Genomic DNA, 16,310 nt, shown 5'->3' on the forward strand with positions numbered 1-16,310 from the left:
AAGGAGACCCCATGAGCATCCGCGGCACGTTCGAGATCGAGATCACCCCGGGAGACGCGCTGCTTTCCGGCACAGGGCGCTTCGACTTCACCAAGGTGTGGGAGGGCGACATCTTGGGCGCGAGCAAGGGGGTCATGATCTCGGCGGGGGACCCCGCCTCGGGCACCGCAGGCTACGTCTGCATGGAGGCGTTCGAGGGCGAGATCGGCGGGAAGAAGGGGACGCTGGCCTTCCAGCAGCTCGGCACCATGGACCACGGCAACCAGGGCCTTCGCTACATCGTGGTGCCCGGCTCCGGAACGGGAGACCTCGAGGGCACGATCGGCGTGCTCAACCTGACTGTCGACGAGGACGCGGGGACCCACAGCGTCGTGCTGGAGCTCTCCTCGAACCGGTGACCTCAGGCGCCGACGAGTTCGTCCTGCGCCCAGGCCGCGAACGTCGTTTCCGTCGTGCTCGCGACGGTGCGTGGCCGCTCAGGCGTGAAACCCTCCCTCAGCCCGGTCGACATGGCTAGCACCGCCTCGGCGAGGCCACGTGGCATGCCAGCCTGCAGGTAGCCGGCCAGCAGTTCGTCGTCGCCGATCCGCTCGGCCCGGATCTCGCGTCGCAGCACCGAGCTCAGGATCTCGGCGACCCTCGACCATGAGAGGTCGACCGGTCCGTGGACGGCCCTGACCGTGCGCCCCGACCAGTCGCGGTTGAGCAGCAGCCCGGCCGCCACTTCGGCGATGTCGCGTGGCGCGACCCATGGCATCTCGGCGTTCCACCCCGACGCTGCTCTGCCGCACGACCCGCCCGATGCCGTTGTCTGTGACCGCTGAGGTGAGCGCGATCCGGACAAGCCCCTGGAGCTCTCTTGGCACCTTCTCCGGGTCTCGCACGAGGAGGAGGGGCTCGACCCCTGCCCGGATCAGCGTCCTCACCAGGTGGGATCCGACGTTGCAGTTGGGCGTCGTGACTGCGATGTTCATGGCTGCTCCCTTCGGTGGGACCCCCGTTACGCAGCGGGACAGACAGATGTGTCCGGCGCCGACACCCGTCCGGTCGGCGGGTCAGGCCGGGGTGCGCAGCGCGTTCGGCCCGCCCGAGATGTCATCGAGCGCCGAGACGATGGGAGCGACCAGCTCCTTGCCCTCGGTGTCGATCAGCTCCACGAGCTGCTCGACGGTGCGGGGCCCGACGAGCGCCGAGGCCACCTGGGGCGCGTCTCGCACCCACAGGAGGGCGACCTGTGACGGCGTGAGCCCGAGCCCCTGGGCGGCGTGTGCGACGGCGTCGACGATGGCGGCGGAGCGGGGCTGAAGGTAGGGCTCGAGGAACCAGCTGAAGTGGTCGGACGCGGCGCGCGAGTCGCGCGGCAGCCTGCCGCCGCGGTACTTGCCGGTCAGGGCGCCTCGGCCAAGGCTCGACCAGGCGAGCAGGCCGAGCCGGTGGTACGCCGCGGCGCCGACGACCTCGACCTCGGCGCGCCGGGCCAGCAGCGAGTACTCCACCTGGATGCTGGACAGGGGTGTGCGTGCCCGGTCGGCCTCCTGCCACGTGGCCGCGGTGGCCGTCTGCCAGCCCACGAAGTTGGACACCCCGACGTAGCGGGCCATGCCGCGCGCCACTGCCGTGTCGAGCGCGGAGAGGGTCTCCTCGATCGGCGCAGACCCCCAGGCGTGCACCTGCCAGAGGTCCACGTGGTCGGTCTTCAGCCGCCTGAGCGACTGCTCCAGATCGTCAAGCAGTGCGCCGCGGGAGGTGTCGATGACGCGACGGGAGTCGCGCACCACGAAGCCGGCCTTCGTCGCGATTACGAGCGACTCGCGAGGCAGCCCGGCGGCCAGCGCCTTGCCGACCATCTTCTCGGCCACCCCAGCCCCGTAGGCGGGGGAGACGTCGACCAGGTTGCCCCCTGCGCCGACGAACTCGTGTAGCAGGTCCCGCGCGGCGGGCCACTCGACGTCGCGGCCCCAGGAGATGGTGCCGAGGCCGAGGCGCGAGACCTGCAGCCCGGAGGCGCCGAGTGGTCGAAGAAGCATGGAGGGGGGTCCTAGGTCTCGTGTGCGGCTCAGGCGGCAAGCACGCCGGTCAGGATCAGGGCGGTCACAACGGCGGCGATCACCAGACGGTAGATCACGAAGATCCGGAAGTTGTGCGTCGAGATGTAGCGCAGCAGCCAGGCGATGACGGCGTAGCCGATGATGAAGGCGAGCACCGTCGCGACGATGGTCGGTCCCCACGAGACCGAGGCGTCGGTTCCGATGTCCTTGAGCTTGTAGAGACCCGAGCCGAAGACGGCGGGCACCGCGAGCAGGAAGGCGTAGCGGGTGGCCGCCTCACGGGTGTAGCCGAGGAAGAGGCCGCCGGAGATCGTCGCACCGGAGCGGGAGACGCCCGGGATCAGGGCGGCCGCCTGGAACAGGCCGAAGAGGATGCCGTCGCGCCAGGAGAGGTCCTTCAGCTCCCGGGTGTTGTTCTCGCCCACCTTGTCTGCAACGGCGAGCACGATGGCGACGCCGGCCAGCATCGCGACGGTGATCCACAGGTTGCGCAGCGTCGAGTCGATGGCGTCCTGGAACAGCAGGCCGAGCAGCACGATCGGGATCGAACCGATGATCACGAGCCAGCCCATGCGGGCGTCGGGATCACCCTTCTCCACCTTCCCGGTGAAGCTGCCGAACCAGTGCGTGATGATGCGCCAGATGTCCTTGCGGAAGTAGACGAGCACTGCCGTCTCGGTACCGAGCTGCGTCACCGCGGTGAACGCCGCGCCCGGATCCTTCCCTCCGAAGAACAGCTGCCCGACGATTGAGACGTGGGCGCTGGACGAGATGGGCAGGAACTCCGTCAGCCCCTGCACGATGCCCAGCACGATCGCCTGCAACCAGTCCACTGAATCTCCCTCTCGTCCGGCAAATCAGCGCAACTCTACTCCGAGCCGTGCCGGGGGCCGATTAGGCTTGCCGACATGACGAAGGTGGTCCTCATCCGGCACGGACGCTCGACGGCGAACGCTCAGGGCATCCTCGCCGGGCGCGCACCCGGCATCTCCCTCGACGACGTCGGGAGGCGGCAGGCCGGCCGGCTCGGCGAGCTCTTCGCCGAGGTCCAGATCGCCGCCGCCTACACCTCCCCGATCCAGCGCTGCCGCGAGACCGCCGAGCTGGCAGGCTTCCCCGATGCCGAGCCCGTCGACGACATCACCGAGTGCGACTACGGGACGTGGACGGGCGCGAAGCTCGAGTCGCTGCACACCGAGGAGGTCTGGGGCGACATCCAGGCCGCCCCGTCGCGGGTCTCCTTCCCGGAGGGCGAGTCGATGATGGAGATGTTCCAGCGCACAACGGCGATGGTGCGCGAGCTGGCCGCGAGGCACGCCGAGACGGAGACGGTGCTGGTCTTCTCCCACGGCGACCCGATCAAGGCGGTCCTGGCAGACGCCTTCGGCATGCGCCTGGATGACTTCCAGCGGATCCACGTCAGCCCCGCCGGGATCAGCATCATCGACTACCGGGGCGACCGGCCGTTCGTGATGTGCGTCAACGCGGGCGACGACCCGACCTCGATGCTCGCCAGCTTGACGGGTCCGGCGGTCGGCGGCGGCGACGTCTCGAAACCCGCGTAGGCTTCAGACATGATGCTGGAGTTTGACCGCCCCGACCGCTGCGTCGTCGGAACCGTCGGCCAGCCGGGCAACCGCCTCTTCCTGATCCAGGTCGCACAGGGCGGTCAGCTGGCCGCCGTCGCGCTGGAGAAGCAGCAGGCGCAGCTCCTCGGGGTGCGCGTCGCGGAGGTGCTCGATCAGCTCGCCGACCTCGGCCACGACGTGCCGCCGGAGCAGGCGCCCGCCGACATGGGCCCCCTCGACGCCCCGGTCAACGTGGACTTCCGGGCCGCTGCGATCGGCCTGGCCTGGGACTCGGACTCCCAGCGCCTCGTGCTCGAACTGTTCTCCGTCGAGGCCGACGAGTACTCGGGCGAGAACTCCCTCCTCCAGGTGCGGCTGACCCCGGCCATGGCCAGGGAGTTCTCCGGCCGCGCCGCCGTCATCGTCGCCTCCGGCCGCCCCGCCTGCCCCGCGTGCGGCCAGCCGCTCGACCCGGGCGGCCACATCTGTCCGCGCGCCAACGGCTACCGGGGCGACCTGTTCTCATGACGTCGCCCACCGGCGAGCTGACCCTCATCGGGCGCCTGGTCGACGCCTCCAACGGCACATTTCTCGCCGCGGACGAGGCGCAGCGTTCCTGGGTCTACAAGCCGGTCGCGGGGGAGGCGCCCCTCTGGGACTTCCCGGCGGGCACCCTCAGCAGGAGAGAGGTGGCCGCCTACGAGCTCTCGAAGACGCTCGGCCTCGACGTCGTGCCGCCGACCGTGTGGATCGACGGGCCCCTCGGCGAGGGCTCGGCTCAGGCGTGGATCGAGGGCGAACCGACGGAGCTGATCGACCTGCTCCAGCCTGAGGAACTCACCGAAGGCTGGCTGCCGATACTTGCCGCGAGGACCGAGGACGACAAGCCGGTGATCCTCGCACACAGGGACGACCCGAGGCTGCGGCGGGTCGCCCTGTTCGACGCTCTCCTGAACAACTCCGACCGCAAGGCCAGCCACCTGATCGCTGATGGCGAACGCATCGCCGGGGTCGACCATGGCGTGAGCCTGCACATCGACGACAAGCTCCGCACCGTCCTGTGGGGCTGGGCCGGGGACCCCATCACGCCTGACGAGCAGTCACTCGTCGCGCTGGTGGCCTCCCTCGGCGGCCCCCTCGCGCCCGGCCTCGGTGACGAGGAATGGGAGGCGCTGACGGCGCGGGCGGAGGCGATTCTCGCCGAGGGAGAGCTGCCACGGCCGTCTGGCAGGTGGCCTGGCATCCCGTGGCCCCCGTTGTAGGCGCTAAATTGGGCGGCATGTATGCGTGGGCCCCTGTCGCCGTTCCCGACCTGTCGACCTCGACCCCGGAGGTGGCGCAGCGACTGCGCGTCCACGACACCGCATCGGAGGAGCTCGTCGAGGTGCACCCGGCCGAAGGCGATGCGGCGCGGATGTACGTGTGCGGCATCACCCCCTACGACGCGACCCACCTCGGACACGCCAACACCTACCTCACCTTCGACCTGGTCAACCGGGTCTTGCGCGACCTCGGGCTCCAGGTCAACTACACCCAGAACGTGACCGACGTCGACGACCCGCTGCTCGAGCGGGCGGCGCAGACGGGTCAGGAGTGGGAGGAGCTCGCCGAGGACCAGATCGAGCTGTTCCGCAGCGACATGCAGGGCCTGCGCGTCATCCCGCCCGCCCACTACGTCGGCGCCGTCGAGTCGATCGCCATGGTCGTCGAACTGATCGAGGAGCTGCTGCCGACCGGACTCATCTACCAGCTCGACGATCCCGAACACCCCGACTGGTACTTCAACACCGTCGCCGCGCCGGGCTTCGGCAGCATCAGCCACCTCGACGAGGCGCAGATGATCGAACGCTTCCGCGACAACGGCGGCGATCCCGAGCGGGCGGGCAAGCGGCATCCGCTCGACTGCCTGGTGTGGCGCTTCCAGCGCCCGGACGAGCCGAGCTGGACCTCGTCGCTCGGGGCGGGACGACCGGGCTGGCACATCGAGTGCACCGCGATCGCGCTGCGCTTCCTCGGCCGCGACTTCGACATCCAGGGCGGCGGATCGGATCTGATCTTCCCGCACCACGAGATGTGTGCGGCCGAGGCCATCGCCGCCACCGGCGTGCCCTTGGCGAAGGCGTACGTGCACTCGGGAATGGTCGCGCTCGACGGCGAGAAGATGAGCAAGTCAAAGGGCAACCTGGAACTGGTCAGCCGGCTGAGGCACGGGGGAGCGGACCCCATGGCGATCCGGCTCGCGCTGATCAACCACCACTACCGCGAGAACTGGGAGTGGACGCCCGACCAGCTCGAGGCGGCGACCGAACGTCTGCGCACCTGGCGCTCCGTGCTCAACAACGGTGGCGCCGTGCCCGCGGCCGAGACGATCGCCGCGATCCGCACGGCGCTGCGCGACGACCTCGACACCCCTGCCGCGCTCGCCGCCGTCGACACCTGGGTCGCCGCGTCTCTTGCCATGGACGCCGACGATCACGCGGCCGTCGGCGAGATGACCACGGCCATCGACGCGCTGCTGGGCATCGCGCTGTAGGCGGTAGGGTGGCGCCGTGAAAACGTTCGAGCAGCTCTTCGAGGAACTCACCGAGACCAAGCGCACCCGCCCCGAGGGATCCGGCACCGTGGCCCGCCTGGATGCCGGCGTCCATTCCATCGGCAAGAAGGTCGTCGAGGAGGCCGCCGAGGTGTGGATGGCCGCCGAGTACGAGTCGAAGGAGCAGGCCGCCGAGGAGATCAGCCAACTGCTCTACCATGCCCAGGTCATGATGCTCGCGCTCGACCTCGAGCTCAAAGACGTTTACCGCTACCTCTGACCCAGAAGAAGGCCATCACCCATGACCTCTGAACGCCTCCTCCGGATCGCCGTGCCCAACAAGGGCGCCCTCGCCGAGCCGGCCGCGGCCATGCTGCGCGCCGCAGGCTACCGGCAGCGCACCGACTCAAAGGACCTGACGCTGATCGACACCGATCACGACGTCGAGTTCTACTACCTGCGTCCCCGCGACATCGCCGTCTACATCGGTCGCGGCGACCTTGACCTCGGCATCACCGGGCTAGACATGCTCCTGGACTCCGGCGCGGATGCGAGCGAGATCATGCAACTCGGCTTCGCGGAGTCGAGGTTCAGGTTCGCCGCCCGCGGTGGCGAGTCGATGAGCGTCGCCGACCTGAACGGCAAGCGCATCGCCACCTCGTACCCCGGACTGCTGCAGGCCTACCTCGACCGTGAGTCCGTCACCGCAGAGCTGGTCAAGCTCGACGGGGCCGTCGAGTCGGCCATCCGGCTCGGGGTCGCCGACGTGATCGCCGACGTCGTCGACACCGGGACCACGCTGCGTCGTGCTGGGCTCGAACTGTTCGGCGAGCCGATCTGCACCTCCGAGGCGGTGCTCATCCAGCGTAACGGCGGAGGCGAACTGCCCCCGCAGGCGGACGCGCTGCGCACCCGGCTCACGTCGGTGCTCGTCGCGCAGAACTACCTGATGATGGACTACAACGTCGAACTGTCGAAGCTCGAGGCCACCAAGCAGCTCGCTCCGGGCGTCGAGGGCCCGACCGTGTCGAACCTCGCGAAGGAGGGATGGTGCGCCGTTCGCGTGCTCGTCCCGCGCAAGGGGGCCCATCTGCTGATGGACAAGCTCTACCAGGCAGGCGCACGGGGCATCCTGATGACCGAGTTGGCGGCGTGCAGGCTGTGAGCGGGGAGTCAGGCGTGCAGCACGACGACCGGGAGCCGCAGGAGGTTCCCGAGCGGCTGTCCTACACGAGCCCTCCCGCGTTGATGACGGCCGTCGTGCTTTCCATCGTCCTGCTGTCGTTCTCCATGTTCGGCTGGTACGCCCTCGGCAAGGAGATCCGTGAGCAGGTGACCTGGATCCAGGCCGGAACGCTGCTCTTCTTCATCTTCGTGATGATCGGCGTGATGCTCTCGGTCGGGTACTCCCGGCTCTGGGCCAACGAGGAGGGCATCACCGTGCGCAACGGGCCGATCCTGCGCCGCTACCCGATCGACCAGATCGCAGGCGTGCGGCTCCGCAAGGGCGACGCATGGTCGTCCCTGCTCCTGAAGGGCGAGGAGGAGCTCAAGCGCAAGCCTGTGCTCGCGATCCAGTCGCTCGAGGGTGAGGGCGCCCAGCGCAAGCTGATCGAGCTGCGCCGCTGGCTCGTGGCGCACGGGGCCACGTCGCGCGACGTCGACGTGCGGCCCGAGGATCAGCCGCCCGCGGACGAGGACTGAGTCCCCGACCTCACATGATCCCGCGCTTCTTCAGCAGGGCCTCGATCTCGGCATCCTCCGGGTCGAGGCCCTTCTGCTGCGCGGGCTTGGCCTGAGGCTGGGCGGCGGGCCTGCCTGCGGCCGGGGTCGTCTGCTGCTCTGCTTGCTTCCCGGCGAGCGAGGGCTGGGCCTTCTTCTGGGCGAGGCGATCCGAGCCGGCGGTCGGGGCGACCTGCTCCTGGGGCGCGGCGGCGCGGCCCTTCCCCTTCGGCAGGAGGATGCCGATCACGAACAGCACGATGCCGCCGATGGCGAGGCCAAGGCCCCAGGCGACCGCGGTGGTGAAGGCGGTGCGCTGGAACCAGTCCACGAGGCTACGAATGCCGTTGACCGTCAGGTCCGTCACACCCGTCAGGTACAGGCCGACGGGAATCGCCGCGAGCCCGAGACCGATCACCAACGCCCGGATGCTCCGGTTGCGGGCCATCAGACCCGCGGCGATCGCGAGGATGACAATGGCGAGGCCGACGGTGATGATCAGTGACACTGGCATGGCTCCAGTCTGTCACACGCGTCCGCCGACGGACCGCCGACCGTGGTCGCTCCCGCAACCGGATCCGGTCAGGGTCTGGGCCCGTCGGGCGCTAGTTGTACTGACCACGGAGATTGAGTACGCGCGGCGGGTCTGCTGGACATAGGGGAAGACCTCTGAGTGAAGTGTGGGACTTACGACAGAACCCATTTCACGAAACAGAGGTCTTCCATGCCCCACCGTAACGCCATACTCACCGAAACCGGACGTCTGCACCTGGCCCAGCTCGTCGTTGACCAGGGCTGGACCCTGCGGCGAGCCGCGGAACGTTTCGGTGTCGCGGTCAACACCGCCCGCCGCTGGGCGCAGCGTTACCGCGAACAGGGCCTGGCCGGGATGGTCGACAAGTCCTCTCGCCCGAAGCATTGCCCGCATCAACTCTCGCAGCGCACCGAGCGTCGCATCGTCGGGTTGCGTGTAACCAAGCGCTGGGGCCCGGCCCGGATCGCCTACCACCTTCACCTGAACCCCTCGACGGTCCACAAGGTCATCAGGCGCTACGGCTGCCCACCCCTGCGATGGACCGATCCTGCTACCGGAGCCAGGATCAAAACCTCACGCGCCGAGAAACGCCGCTACGAGCACGCCGCCCCCGGCGACCTGGTCCACGTCGACATCAAGAAACTCGGCCGGATCCCCGACGGCGGCGGCCACAAAGTGCTGGGCCGTGCCGCGGGTACCCGGAACAAGACCAGAACCGCCACGAACCGCCGGCCCGGGTATGCCTACATCCACAACGCCGTCGACGACCACTCCCGCTTGGCCTACAGCGAAATCCTGACCGACGAGAAGAAGGAAACCGCCGCCGCGTTCTGGCAACGCGCCAACGCCTTCTTCAACGCCGCCGGGATCACCGTGACACGAGTCTTGACTGACAACGGCGCCTGCTACCGCTCCAACGCCTTCAAAAAGGCTCTCGGCGACGACATCACACACAAACGCACCCGCCCCTACCGACCCCAAACCAACGGCAAAGTCGAACGGTTCAACCGCATCATGCTCGAGGAATGGGCCTATGCCCAGCCCTACACCTCCGAAACCCAGCGAGTCGCCGCCTTCGACCAATGGCTGCACCATTACAATCACCACCGAGGCCACACCGCGCTCAAGGGACATCCCCCAGCCGCGCGCGTACCCAACCTATCCGGGGTGAACAGCTAGTCTCGGCACCATGGCAGACCTGCGATCCCTCGCCCAGCCCAACGCCCGATTCGCCGGAGACGACGGCGCCCCCGACCCGTTGACCAGAGCCGCCATCGCGCGGGTCCGCGACCACACGAGCTACATCCGGGCCATCGTCGCGCTCTGCACCAGCAGGCTGCTGATGCCCATCGTCGCGACCGGTGACGACTCGATGGACGGCCCCGACCCGGACCGGCACGCCGAGATGGCAGCAGTCACGCTGCAGGACGAGACCGGCTCCTACCTGCTCGCCTTCACCGGCGTCGACTCGATGAAGGAGTGGGACGGCTCCGCGCGCCCCGTGCCCTGCCTGCTCGACGAGCTGTGTGCGACGGTGAAGGCCGCTGGCGCGGAACAGCTGCTGATCGACGTCGCGGGCCCCGTGGCGTTCGTCATCGCGGGCGAGGCGCTCGATCTGCTCGCCGACGGCAACGCGCTCGTCGAGTTCGAGGGGGAGGACTTCGCCTGGGTCAAGTACGCCGACTCCACCGACGCCGAGCAGCCCGGGTCCGACGCCCGGGACGCCTCCCCGTCCGAGAGCGACGGCCAGGCACCCGAACGACGATGAGCACTTTCGGGGGTTCGTTGCGCGACACGCCGACGGTTCCCGGCGTGTCGCTCAACGAGTCCGGAAAAGGAAAAGTGCTCAGGGCGACGCACGACCCCGGTGTCCCGCCCGGTTTGGAGTTCGCGGGGCGGGCACCTAGACTTGTCCCAGTTCAACGGCAGCTTCGGCTGCCCTCGTAAGTGGAGTCTCTCCCACCCGAGCAGCCCCTGGCAGCCGGGTCACCGACATGACGGTCGCCGAGCGCGCCGTCCATGGTGTCTGAGGCCTCTGCATGCGCGGGGGCCTTTCTGCTGCATACCGGAATTTATCTCTCACTGGAGGACCCATCAGCACTGAACCGCGGATCAATGATCGCATCAAGGTTTCCGAAGTCCGGCTCGTCGGCCCCAACGGCGAGCAGGTCGGCATCGTGCGCGTCGAGGACGCCCTGCGTCTGGCGGCGGAGAACGATCTGGATCTTGTCGAAGTAGCGCCGATGGCCCGTCCGCCGGTCGCGAAGCTGATGGACTACGGCAAGTTCAAGTTTGAGGCGGCGCAGAAGGAGCGCGACGCCCGACGCAACCAGTCGAACGTCAGCACCAAGGAGATGAAGCTCCGTCTCAAGATCGACAAGCACGACTACGAGACGAAGAAGGGCCACGTCGTGCGCTTCCTCAGCGCGGGCGACAAGGTGAAGATCACCATCATGTTCCGCGGTCGCGAGCAGTCCCGCCCCGAACTGGGCATGGACCTGCTGCGCCGCCTGGCCGACGACATCAAGGAGTACGGCTTCGTGGAGTCGGCGCCCAAGCAGGACGGCCGAAACATGATCATGGTGCTCGGTCCCACCAAGAAGAAGACCGAGGCACGTGCCGACCAGGCCGCCGACCGCGACCGCCGCATGGCGGAGCGCAAGTCGAACGCCGATCTCGACAGGGCCGCAGAGGCCGAGATGCGGGCCGCGGCACAGACCTCCACACCCAAGAAGAAGCGCGGTCCTGCAGACAACATGGACCCAGACGTCGATCTCTGACGAGATCGGTTGATACACAAGAAAGCGAGCCAACCATGCCGAAGATGAAGTCGCACTCCGGCGCGAAGAAGCGGTTCAAGACCACCGGAACGGGCAAGCTCCTGCGCCGCAAGGCGAACCTGGGCCACCTCAACGAGCACAAGTCGTCGCGTCGCATCCGCAGCCTGCAGGGTGACGCGCCTGTCGCCAAGGCCGACGCCAAGAAGATCTTCAAGCTTCTCGGCAAGCACAAGGGCCGCTGAGCCTCACCCCCTGTTCCACCCGATCACCGTCGGAGATCCGACAATCCCCCTAGGAGTACCCCATGGCACGCGTGAAGCGTTCTGTGAATGCGAAGAAGAAGCGTCGCGAAGTTCTCGAGCTGGCCTCCGGCTACCGCGGCCAGCGCTCCCGCCTGTACCGCAAGGCGAAGGAGCAGATGCTCCACTCCGCCACGTACAGCTACCGCGACCGTCGCGCCAAGAAGGGCGACTTCCGCGCCCTCTGGATCCAGCGCATCAACGCCGCGGCCCGCGCCGAAGGCATGACCTACAACCGTTTCATCAACGGTCTGAAGAACGCCGGCGTCGAGGTTGACCGCAAGATCCTGGCCGAGCTGGCCGTCTCCGACACCGCCGCGTTCAACGCTCTCGTCGCTGTCGCCAAGGACAACCAGCCTGCCGCTGCCGCCTGAGGGGCGAGTCAGTGACATCCGAACCGAACGCCGCCCCTGGCCTCCCGGCCTCGGTGCTGCGTTCGGTTCGTCGTCTCACGCAGCGCCGGGGTAGGGACCTCACCCGCAAGTTCCTCGCCGAGGGTCGACAGGCCGTGCGCGAAGCGCTCGCGGCCGACGACCTTGTCGAGGAGGTCATCGTCCACGACGCGGACAAGCACGCCGACCTCCTCGAGGGCATCGACGTGCCCGTCTGGCAGGCCAGCGAGCACCAGATGCGACAACTCAGCGACACGGTCACCCCGCAGGGGATCATCGCGATCTGCCGTCAGCTGAGCTTCGACTGGAACGACCTCGACGATGCCCGGCTGGTCGTGATCTGCGCGCAGGTCCGCGACCCAGGCAACGCGGGAACCGTCATCCGCTGCGCCGACGCGTTTGGCGCCGATGCTGTGGTGCTCACCTCGGGCAGCGTGGAGATCTACAACCCCAAGACGGTGCGCTCCACCGTCGGCAGCCTGTTCCACATGCCCATCCTCACCGGGGTCCCGCTCACCGAGGCGGTCGACCGGGTGAAGTCCATGGGCATGACGGTGCTCGCAGCCGACGGCGTCGGCGCCCCGCTCGACCTGCTTGCCGCCGACGGCGGGCTCAGCGGCCCCGTCGCCTGGATCACGGGCAACGAGGCCTGGGGGCTTCCCGAAGAGGACGCCAGGCTGGCAGACAAGATCGTGGCCGTGCCCATGTGGGGCAAGGCCGAGAGCCTCAACCTTTCGAGCGCCGCCGCGGTGTGCCTCTACGCCACCGCCTCGGCGCAACGACGACACCGGTGAAGAAGGAGGGTCCCATGTCAGGACCTAACGACAACTTCGACCCTAAGCAGGTCGCCGCACTCGACCCGGCAGCAGTCGACGGTTTCGTCGCTGACGCGCTCGCCGCCATCGAGGGCGCAACGACAACCGCGGAACTGAAGCAGGCCCGACACGACCACGCGGGCGACGTCTCGCCGCTCGCTCTGGCCAACCGCGAGATCGGCGCGCTGCCCCCGCAGGCGCGCAAGGAGGCAGGCCAGCGCGTCGGACAGGCCCGCGGCCGCGTCAACCAGGCCGTCGCCGCGCGCCAGGCGGCGCTCGCCGAGGGCGAACTCAACGCGGCGCTCGCCGCTGAGCGGGTCGACATGACGCTTCCCGTCTACGTGGGTCCCCAGGGCGCCCTGCACCCGGTGACCACCTTGATCGACGAGATGATCGACGTGTTCGTCGCCATGGGTTGGGAGGTCGCGGACGGGCCGCAGCTCGAGTCCGAGTGGTACAACTTCGACGCCCTCAACCTCGCCCCCGACCACCCGGCCCGCGCCATGCAGGACACGCTGTGGATCGACCCGCCGACCGCAGGAAAGCTGCTGCGCACCCAGACCTCCCCGGTGCAGGTGCGTGCCATGCTCGAGCGAGGCGTCCCGCTCTACATCGTCAGCCCAGGCAAGGTGTTCCGGGCAGACGAGTACGACGCCACCCACCTGCCGGTTTTCCACCAGTTGGAGGGCCTCGTCGTGGACAAGGGCATCTCGATGGCCGACCTGCGCGGCACGCTCGACCACCTGGCAAAGACCATGTTCGGCGATGTGCGCACCCGCATGCGTCCCCACTACTTCCCGTTCACCGAACCCTCTGCAGAGGTCGACCTCGAGTGCTTCGTCTGCCACGGCGAGTCGGTCGGCAACCCGGACCGGCCCTGTCGCACCTGCCGCTCCGAGGGTTGGATCGAGTGGGGCGGCTGCGGCATCGTCAATCCGCGCGTCCTCACCGCCTGCGGCATCGACCCAGAGGTGTACTCCGGCTTCGCCTTCGGCATGGGGGTCGACCGCACCGTCATGTTCCGCACCGGGGCGCCCGACCTTCGCGACTTCGTCGAGGGTGACATCCGCTTCAGCCGTTCGATCCTTGGAGGTGCCCGATGAAGGCTCCCGTCTCGTGGCTGCGTGACCTGGTCGCGCTGCCTGCCGACGCCGACACGGCGAAGCTCGCCGACCAGTTCACGAAGGTGGGCCTGACGGTCGAGCACATCGAGCAGACCGGCTCGCCCGTGACCGGTCCCCTCGTCGTCGGACGCGTGCTCAGCCTCCTCGAGGAGCCGCAGAAGAACGGCAAGGTGATCCGCTACTGCCGCGTCGACGTGGGCGAACTCAACGACGAGGCCACCGAGGAGTTCCCGGCCAGTCGTGGCATCGTCTGCGGCGCGGACAACTTCGTCGAGGGCGACCTTGTCGTCGTCGCGCTCCCCGGCGCGGTCCTGCCCGGCGACTTCGCCATCTCGGCCCGCAAGACCTACGGCCACATCTCCGACGGCATGATCTGCGCCGAGGACGAGATCGGCCTCGGCGACGACCACGCGGGCATCATGGTGCTCGAGCCCGGCTCCGCCGAGCCCGGTCAGGACGCCGTCGAACTGCTGTGGAGCGCCGATGAGGTGCTCGACATCGACGTCACCCCGGACCTCAGCTACTGCCTGTCGCTGCGCGGCCTCGCCCGCGAGGCGGCCATCGCCAACGGCGTCTCCTACGAGGACCGCTACCGGGCAAAGCTCCCAGAGCCGGTCGAAGGCGGCCATCCGGTCGTGCTCGAGTCCGACCGCTGCCCGGCGTTCGTGGCGCTCACGATCGAGGGCATCGATCCGACCGCGGCGTCCCCGGCCTGGATGGTCGACCGGCTGCGCGCCTCGGGCGTGCGTTCCATCTCGCTTCCGGTGGACGTGACGAACTATGTCATGCTCGAGTCGGGCCAGCCGCTGCACGCCTACGACGCGGCAAAGCTCCGGGGCCCGATCCGGGTCCGGCTCGCCAACGAGGGTGAGACGCTGCGCACGCTCGACGGGCAGGACCGCGTCCTCGACGTCGACGACCTGCTGATCACCGACGACTCGGGGCCCATCGGGCTGGCAGGCGTCATGGGCGGTGAGAGCACGCAGGTCTCCGACACCACGACGTCGATCGTGCTCGAGGCCGCGGCCTTCGTGCCGGCCTCCGTGTCGCGCACCTTCCGCAGGCACGGCCTCCCGTCGGAGGCGTCCAAGCGCTTCGAGCGCGGCGTCGACCCCCAGCTCGGTTACGCGGCTGCCAAGCGGGCGGCCAAGCTGCTCACCGCGAGCGGCGGGGGAGAGGTGACTGCGGAGACGGTCGTCGGCTCTGTTCCCGCAGGGGCGCGCATCACGCTGCGCGCCGGGCTCGTCTCGTCCGTGCTCGGCATGAAGGTCGAGCAGGAGGAGATCACCCGGCTGCTCAGCGCCGCCGCCATCCCGGTGACCATGCTCGGCGACTCGTTGACTGTCGATGCTCCCAGCTGGCGCGGGGACCTGGTCGATCCCTACGACGTGGTCGAGGAGATCGGCCGCCACGTCGGTTACGACCGGATCGGGCTGTCGCTCCCTGTGCCTGCTGAGACGCACGGGCTCGACCCGAGGATCCGCGACCGGCGCGCCGCGCTGCGGGCCGTCGCGGCGCTCGGGTTCACCGAGGTACTCACCCTCCCGTTCTCCTCCCCGGCCGAGCTCGACCAGCTCGGGATCCAGGAGGGCGATCCGCGGCGGGCCCAGGTGTCGCTCGCGAACCCGCTGTCCGAGACCCAGGGCAAGCTGCGCACCACGCTGCTGCCCGGCCTCTTCGCCGCCGTCTCGCGCAACACCTCGCGCAGCCTCGGCGACCTCGCCATCTTCGAGCAGGGACGCGTCTTCTTCGATGAGGGCCCGAGCGTCGCGCCTCGTCCGAGCGTCACGCAGCGGCCGAGCGACGAGGAACTGGCCCAGATCGACGCCGCGCTGCCTGCCCAGCCCGAAAACATCGCGGCCGTGGTCACCGGCAACTGGCGGCCGGCCGGCTGGTGGGGTCCCGCCGTTCCGGCCGACTGGACCCACGTCGTCGCGTTCGCCGAACGGGCCGCGGCAGCGGTCGGGGTGCGCTTCGAGCGACGCAATGCCGAGCAGGCGCCCTGGCATCCCGGCCGCTGCGCCGAACTGTCGGTCGATGGGATCGTGCTCGGCCACGCGGGCGAGCTGCACCCGAACGTCGTCAAGGCCTTCCGGCTGCCGGGGCGCTCGTGCGCCGTCGAGCTCAACCTCGACCTGCTGTTGGCCAAGGCACGCCAGGGCGGCGAGATCGGTCCGCTGTCTGCCTTCCCGCTCGTGAAGGAGGACGTGGCCCTGATCGTCGACGACGCCGTGGCCGTCTCCGATGTGCAGCAGGCCCTCGCCGACGGCGCAGGCGACGTGCTGGAGTCGATCGCGCTGTTCGACGTGTACACCGGCGACCAGGTCGGCCAGGGCCGCAAGTCGCTCGCCTTCGCCTTGCGCTTCCGCTCCGACAAGACCATGACCGATGCCGAGGCCGCGGAGGCGAGGCAGAACGCCGTCGAGGTGGCCGTCGAACGCTTCGGTGCGGTCCAGCGCGCCTGAGCCTCATCACGAACGCTCCACCCGATCAT

20 protein-coding genes are annotated in these 16,310 nt (G+C 68.8%); 16 read left to right on the forward strand and 4 right to left on the reverse strand.

Going from position 1 to position 16,310, the window contains the following annotated elements; translation table 11 throughout:
• Nucleotides 1–11: 11 nt before the first annotated feature.
• Nucleotides 12–398, forward strand: coding sequence for a DUF3224 domain-containing protein (locus BW733_RS14590; RefSeq protein ID WP_077351608.1), 387 nt, complete (start codon nt 12–14; stop codon nt 396–398).
• Nucleotides 399–400: 2 nt separating this feature from the next.
• On the opposite strand, the gene BW733_RS19085 is transcribed toward BW733_RS14590, so the two are convergent.
• From BW733_RS19085 to BW733_RS14605, 3 genes are all read right to left on the reverse strand, one after another.
• On the reverse strand, nt 401–757 hold the full coding sequence (locus BW733_RS19085; protein ID WP_202970221.1) for a Rossmann-fold NAD(P)-binding domain-containing protein: 357 nt from the start codon (nt 755–757) through the stop codon (nt 401–403).
• 298 nt (nt 758–1,055) lie between these two features.
• Nucleotides 1,056–2,027, reverse strand: coding sequence for an aldo/keto reductase (locus tag BW733_RS14600; protein WP_077351610.1), 972 nt, complete (start codon nt 2,025–2,027; stop codon nt 1,056–1,058).
• Between the two features lie 29 nt (nt 2,028–2,056).
• Nucleotides 2,057–2,881, reverse strand: a complete 825-nt coding sequence (locus BW733_RS14605) for an undecaprenyl-diphosphate phosphatase (protein ID WP_077351612.1) — start codon at nt 2,879–2,881, stop codon at nt 2,057–2,059.
• 75 nt (nt 2,882–2,956) lie between these two features.
• Here BW733_RS14605 and BW733_RS14610 point away from each other — a divergent pair, with 75 nt between their 5' ends.
• Genes BW733_RS14610 through BW733_RS14640 form a run of 7 tightly spaced genes read left to right on the forward strand, consistent with a single transcriptional unit; the run spans nt 2,957 to nt 7,853 of the window.
• The gene (locus tag BW733_RS14610; RefSeq protein WP_077351614.1) at nt 2,957–3,613 is read left to right on the forward strand and encodes an MSMEG_4193 family putative phosphomutase; all 657 of its coding nucleotides are present in this window, start codon (nt 2,957–2,959) and stop codon (nt 3,611–3,613) included.
• A gap of 9 nt (nt 3,614–3,622) precedes the next feature.
• Nucleotides 3,623–4,144, forward strand: a complete 522-nt coding sequence (locus BW733_RS14615; RefSeq protein ID WP_077351616.1) for a DUF3090 domain-containing protein — start codon at nt 3,623–3,625, stop codon at nt 4,142–4,144.
• Nucleotides 4,141–4,878 (forward strand): SCO1664 family protein, encoded by a 738-nt coding sequence (locus BW733_RS14620; RefSeq protein ID WP_077351618.1) that lies wholly within the window; start codon nt 4,141–4,143, stop codon nt 4,876–4,878. Before BW733_RS14615 ends, BW733_RS14620 begins: the two co-directional genes overlap by 4 nt.
• 17 nt (nt 4,879–4,895) lie before the next feature.
• A complete protein-coding gene (mshC, locus tag BW733_RS14625) occupies nt 4,896–6,149 on the forward strand; it encodes a cysteine--1-D-myo-inosityl 2-amino-2-deoxy-alpha-D-glucopyranoside ligase (protein WP_077351620.1) in 1,254 nt (417 codons plus the stop codon).
• A gap of 16 nt (nt 6,150–6,165) precedes the next feature.
• On the forward strand, nt 6,166–6,429 hold the full coding sequence (locus BW733_RS14630; protein ID WP_077351622.1) for a phosphoribosyl-ATP diphosphatase: 264 nt from the start codon (nt 6,166–6,168) through the stop codon (nt 6,427–6,429).
• Between the two features lie 21 nt (nt 6,430–6,450).
• The gene (gene hisG, locus BW733_RS14635) at nt 6,451–7,314 is read left to right on the forward strand and encodes an ATP phosphoribosyltransferase (RefSeq protein WP_077351624.1); all 864 of its coding nucleotides are present in this window, start codon (nt 6,451–6,453) and stop codon (nt 7,312–7,314) included.
• 14 nt (nt 7,315–7,328) lie between these two features.
• Entirely contained in the window at nt 7,329–7,853 is a 525-nt protein-coding gene (locus BW733_RS14640; RefSeq protein ID WP_077351626.1) for a PH domain-containing protein, read from the forward strand.
• A gap of 10 nt (nt 7,854–7,863) precedes the next feature.
• Here the strand turns inward: BW733_RS14640 and BW733_RS14645 are convergent, their stop codons facing one another.
• Complete coding sequence (locus BW733_RS14645) at nt 7,864–8,385, reverse strand: hypothetical protein (protein ID WP_152024741.1); 522 nt, start codon at nt 8,383–8,385, stop codon at nt 7,864–7,866.
• Nucleotides 8,386–8,595: 210 nt separating this feature from the next.
• On the opposite strand from BW733_RS14645, the gene BW733_RS14650 reads away from it, so the two are divergent.
• The 8 genes from BW733_RS14650 to pheT all read left to right on the forward strand — a co-directional run bounded on the left by BW733_RS14650 (nt 8,596) and on the right by pheT (nt 16,281).
• Nucleotides 8,596–9,585 carry an IS481 family transposase gene (locus BW733_RS14650; RefSeq protein WP_077347326.1) on the forward strand — a complete coding sequence of 330 codons (990 nt, stop codon included), beginning with the start codon at nt 8,596–8,598 and terminating at the stop codon, nt 9,583–9,585.
• A 10-nt stretch (nt 9,586–9,595) separates the two neighbouring features.
• Nucleotides 9,596–10,174, forward strand: a complete 579-nt coding sequence (locus tag BW733_RS14655) for an SseB family protein (protein WP_077351630.1) — start codon at nt 9,596–9,598, stop codon at nt 10,172–10,174.
• Nucleotides 10,175–10,445: 271 nt separating this feature from the next.
• The gene (gene infC / locus BW733_RS14660; RefSeq protein WP_077351632.1) at nt 10,446–11,186 is read left to right on the forward strand and encodes a translation initiation factor IF-3; all 741 of its coding nucleotides are present in this window, start codon (nt 10,446–10,448) and stop codon (nt 11,184–11,186) included.
• Nucleotides 11,187–11,221: 35 nt separating this feature from the next.
• Nucleotides 11,222–11,428 (forward strand): 50S ribosomal protein L35, encoded by a 207-nt coding sequence (gene rpmI, locus BW733_RS14665; RefSeq protein ID WP_077351634.1) that lies wholly within the window; start codon nt 11,222–11,224, stop codon nt 11,426–11,428.
• 62 nt (nt 11,429–11,490) lie between these two features.
• Nucleotides 11,491–11,859, forward strand: a complete 369-nt coding sequence (rplT, locus tag BW733_RS14670; RefSeq protein WP_077351636.1) for a 50S ribosomal protein L20 — start codon at nt 11,491–11,493, stop codon at nt 11,857–11,859.
• Between the two features lie 11 nt (nt 11,860–11,870).
• Entirely contained in the window at nt 11,871–12,671 is an 801-nt protein-coding gene (locus BW733_RS14675) for a TrmH family RNA methyltransferase (RefSeq protein WP_077351637.1), read from the forward strand.
• Nucleotides 12,672–12,685: 14 nt separating this feature from the next.
• Nucleotides 12,686–13,795, forward strand: a complete 1,110-nt coding sequence (gene pheS / locus BW733_RS14680) for a phenylalanine--tRNA ligase subunit alpha (RefSeq protein ID WP_077351639.1) — start codon at nt 12,686–12,688, stop codon at nt 13,793–13,795.
• Nucleotides 13,792–16,281: a phenylalanine--tRNA ligase subunit beta gene (gene pheT, locus BW733_RS14685; protein ID WP_077351641.1), complete on the forward strand. Its 2,490-nt coding sequence runs from the start codon at nt 13,792–13,794 to the stop codon at nt 16,279–16,281. Before pheS ends, pheT begins: the two co-directional genes overlap by 4 nt.
• Nucleotides 16,282–16,310 lie beyond the last annotated feature (29 nt).

The organism is Tessaracoccus flavescens (assembly GCF_001998865.1).
GTDB lineage: Bacteria > Actinomycetota > Actinomycetes > Propionibacteriales > Propionibacteriaceae > Arachnia > Arachnia flavescens.

Bases quoted from the DNA above. Each gene is read 5' to 3' on its own strand.
- rplT (WP_077351636.1), top strand. From the start codon at position 11,491: ATGGCACGCGTGAAGCGTTCTGTGAATGCGAAGAAGAAGCGTCGCGAA.
- BW733_RS14650 (WP_077347326.1), top strand. From the start codon at position 8,596: ATGCCCCACCGTAACGCCATACTCACCGAAACCGGACGTCTGCACCTG.
- infC (WP_077351632.1), top strand. From the start codon at position 10,446: ATGCGCGGGGGCCTTTCTGCTGCATACCGGAATTTATCTCTCACTGGA.
- BW733_RS14615 (WP_077351616.1), top strand. From the start codon at position 3,623: ATGATGCTGGAGTTTGACCGCCCCGACCGCTGCGTCGTCGGAACCGTC.
- BW733_RS14655 (WP_077351630.1), top strand. From the start codon at position 9,596: ATGGCAGACCTGCGATCCCTCGCCCAGCCCAACGCCCGATTCGCCGGA.
- BW733_RS14590 (WP_077351608.1), top strand. From the start codon at position 12: ATGAGCATCCGCGGCACGTTCGAGATCGAGATCACCCCGGGAGACGCG.
- BW733_RS14620 (WP_077351618.1), top strand. From the start codon at position 4,141: ATGACGTCGCCCACCGGCGAGCTGACCCTCATCGGGCGCCTGGTCGAC.
- BW733_RS14600 (WP_077351610.1), bottom strand. From the start codon at position 2,027: ATGCTTCTTCGACCACTCGGCGCCTCCGGGCTGCAGGTCTCGCGCCTC.
- rpmI (WP_077351634.1), top strand. From the start codon at position 11,222: ATGCCGAAGATGAAGTCGCACTCCGGCGCGAAGAAGCGGTTCAAGACC.
- pheS (WP_077351639.1), top strand. From the start codon at position 12,686: ATGTCAGGACCTAACGACAACTTCGACCCTAAGCAGGTCGCCGCACTC.
- mshC (WP_077351620.1), top strand. From the start codon at position 4,896: ATGTATGCGTGGGCCCCTGTCGCCGTTCCCGACCTGTCGACCTCGACC.
- pheT (WP_077351641.1), top strand. From the start codon at position 13,792: ATGAAGGCTCCCGTCTCGTGGCTGCGTGACCTGGTCGCGCTGCCTGCC.
- hisG (WP_077351624.1), top strand. From the start codon at position 6,451: ATGACCTCTGAACGCCTCCTCCGGATCGCCGTGCCCAACAAGGGCGCC.
- BW733_RS19085 (WP_202970221.1), bottom strand. From the start codon at position 757: ATGCCATGGGTCGCGCCACGCGACATCGCCGAAGTGGCGGCCGGGCTG.
- BW733_RS14610 (WP_077351614.1), top strand. From the start codon at position 2,957: ATGACGAAGGTGGTCCTCATCCGGCACGGACGCTCGACGGCGAACGCT.
- BW733_RS14645 (WP_152024741.1), bottom strand. From the start codon at position 8,385: ATGCCAGTGTCACTGATCATCACCGTCGGCCTCGCCATTGTCATCCTC.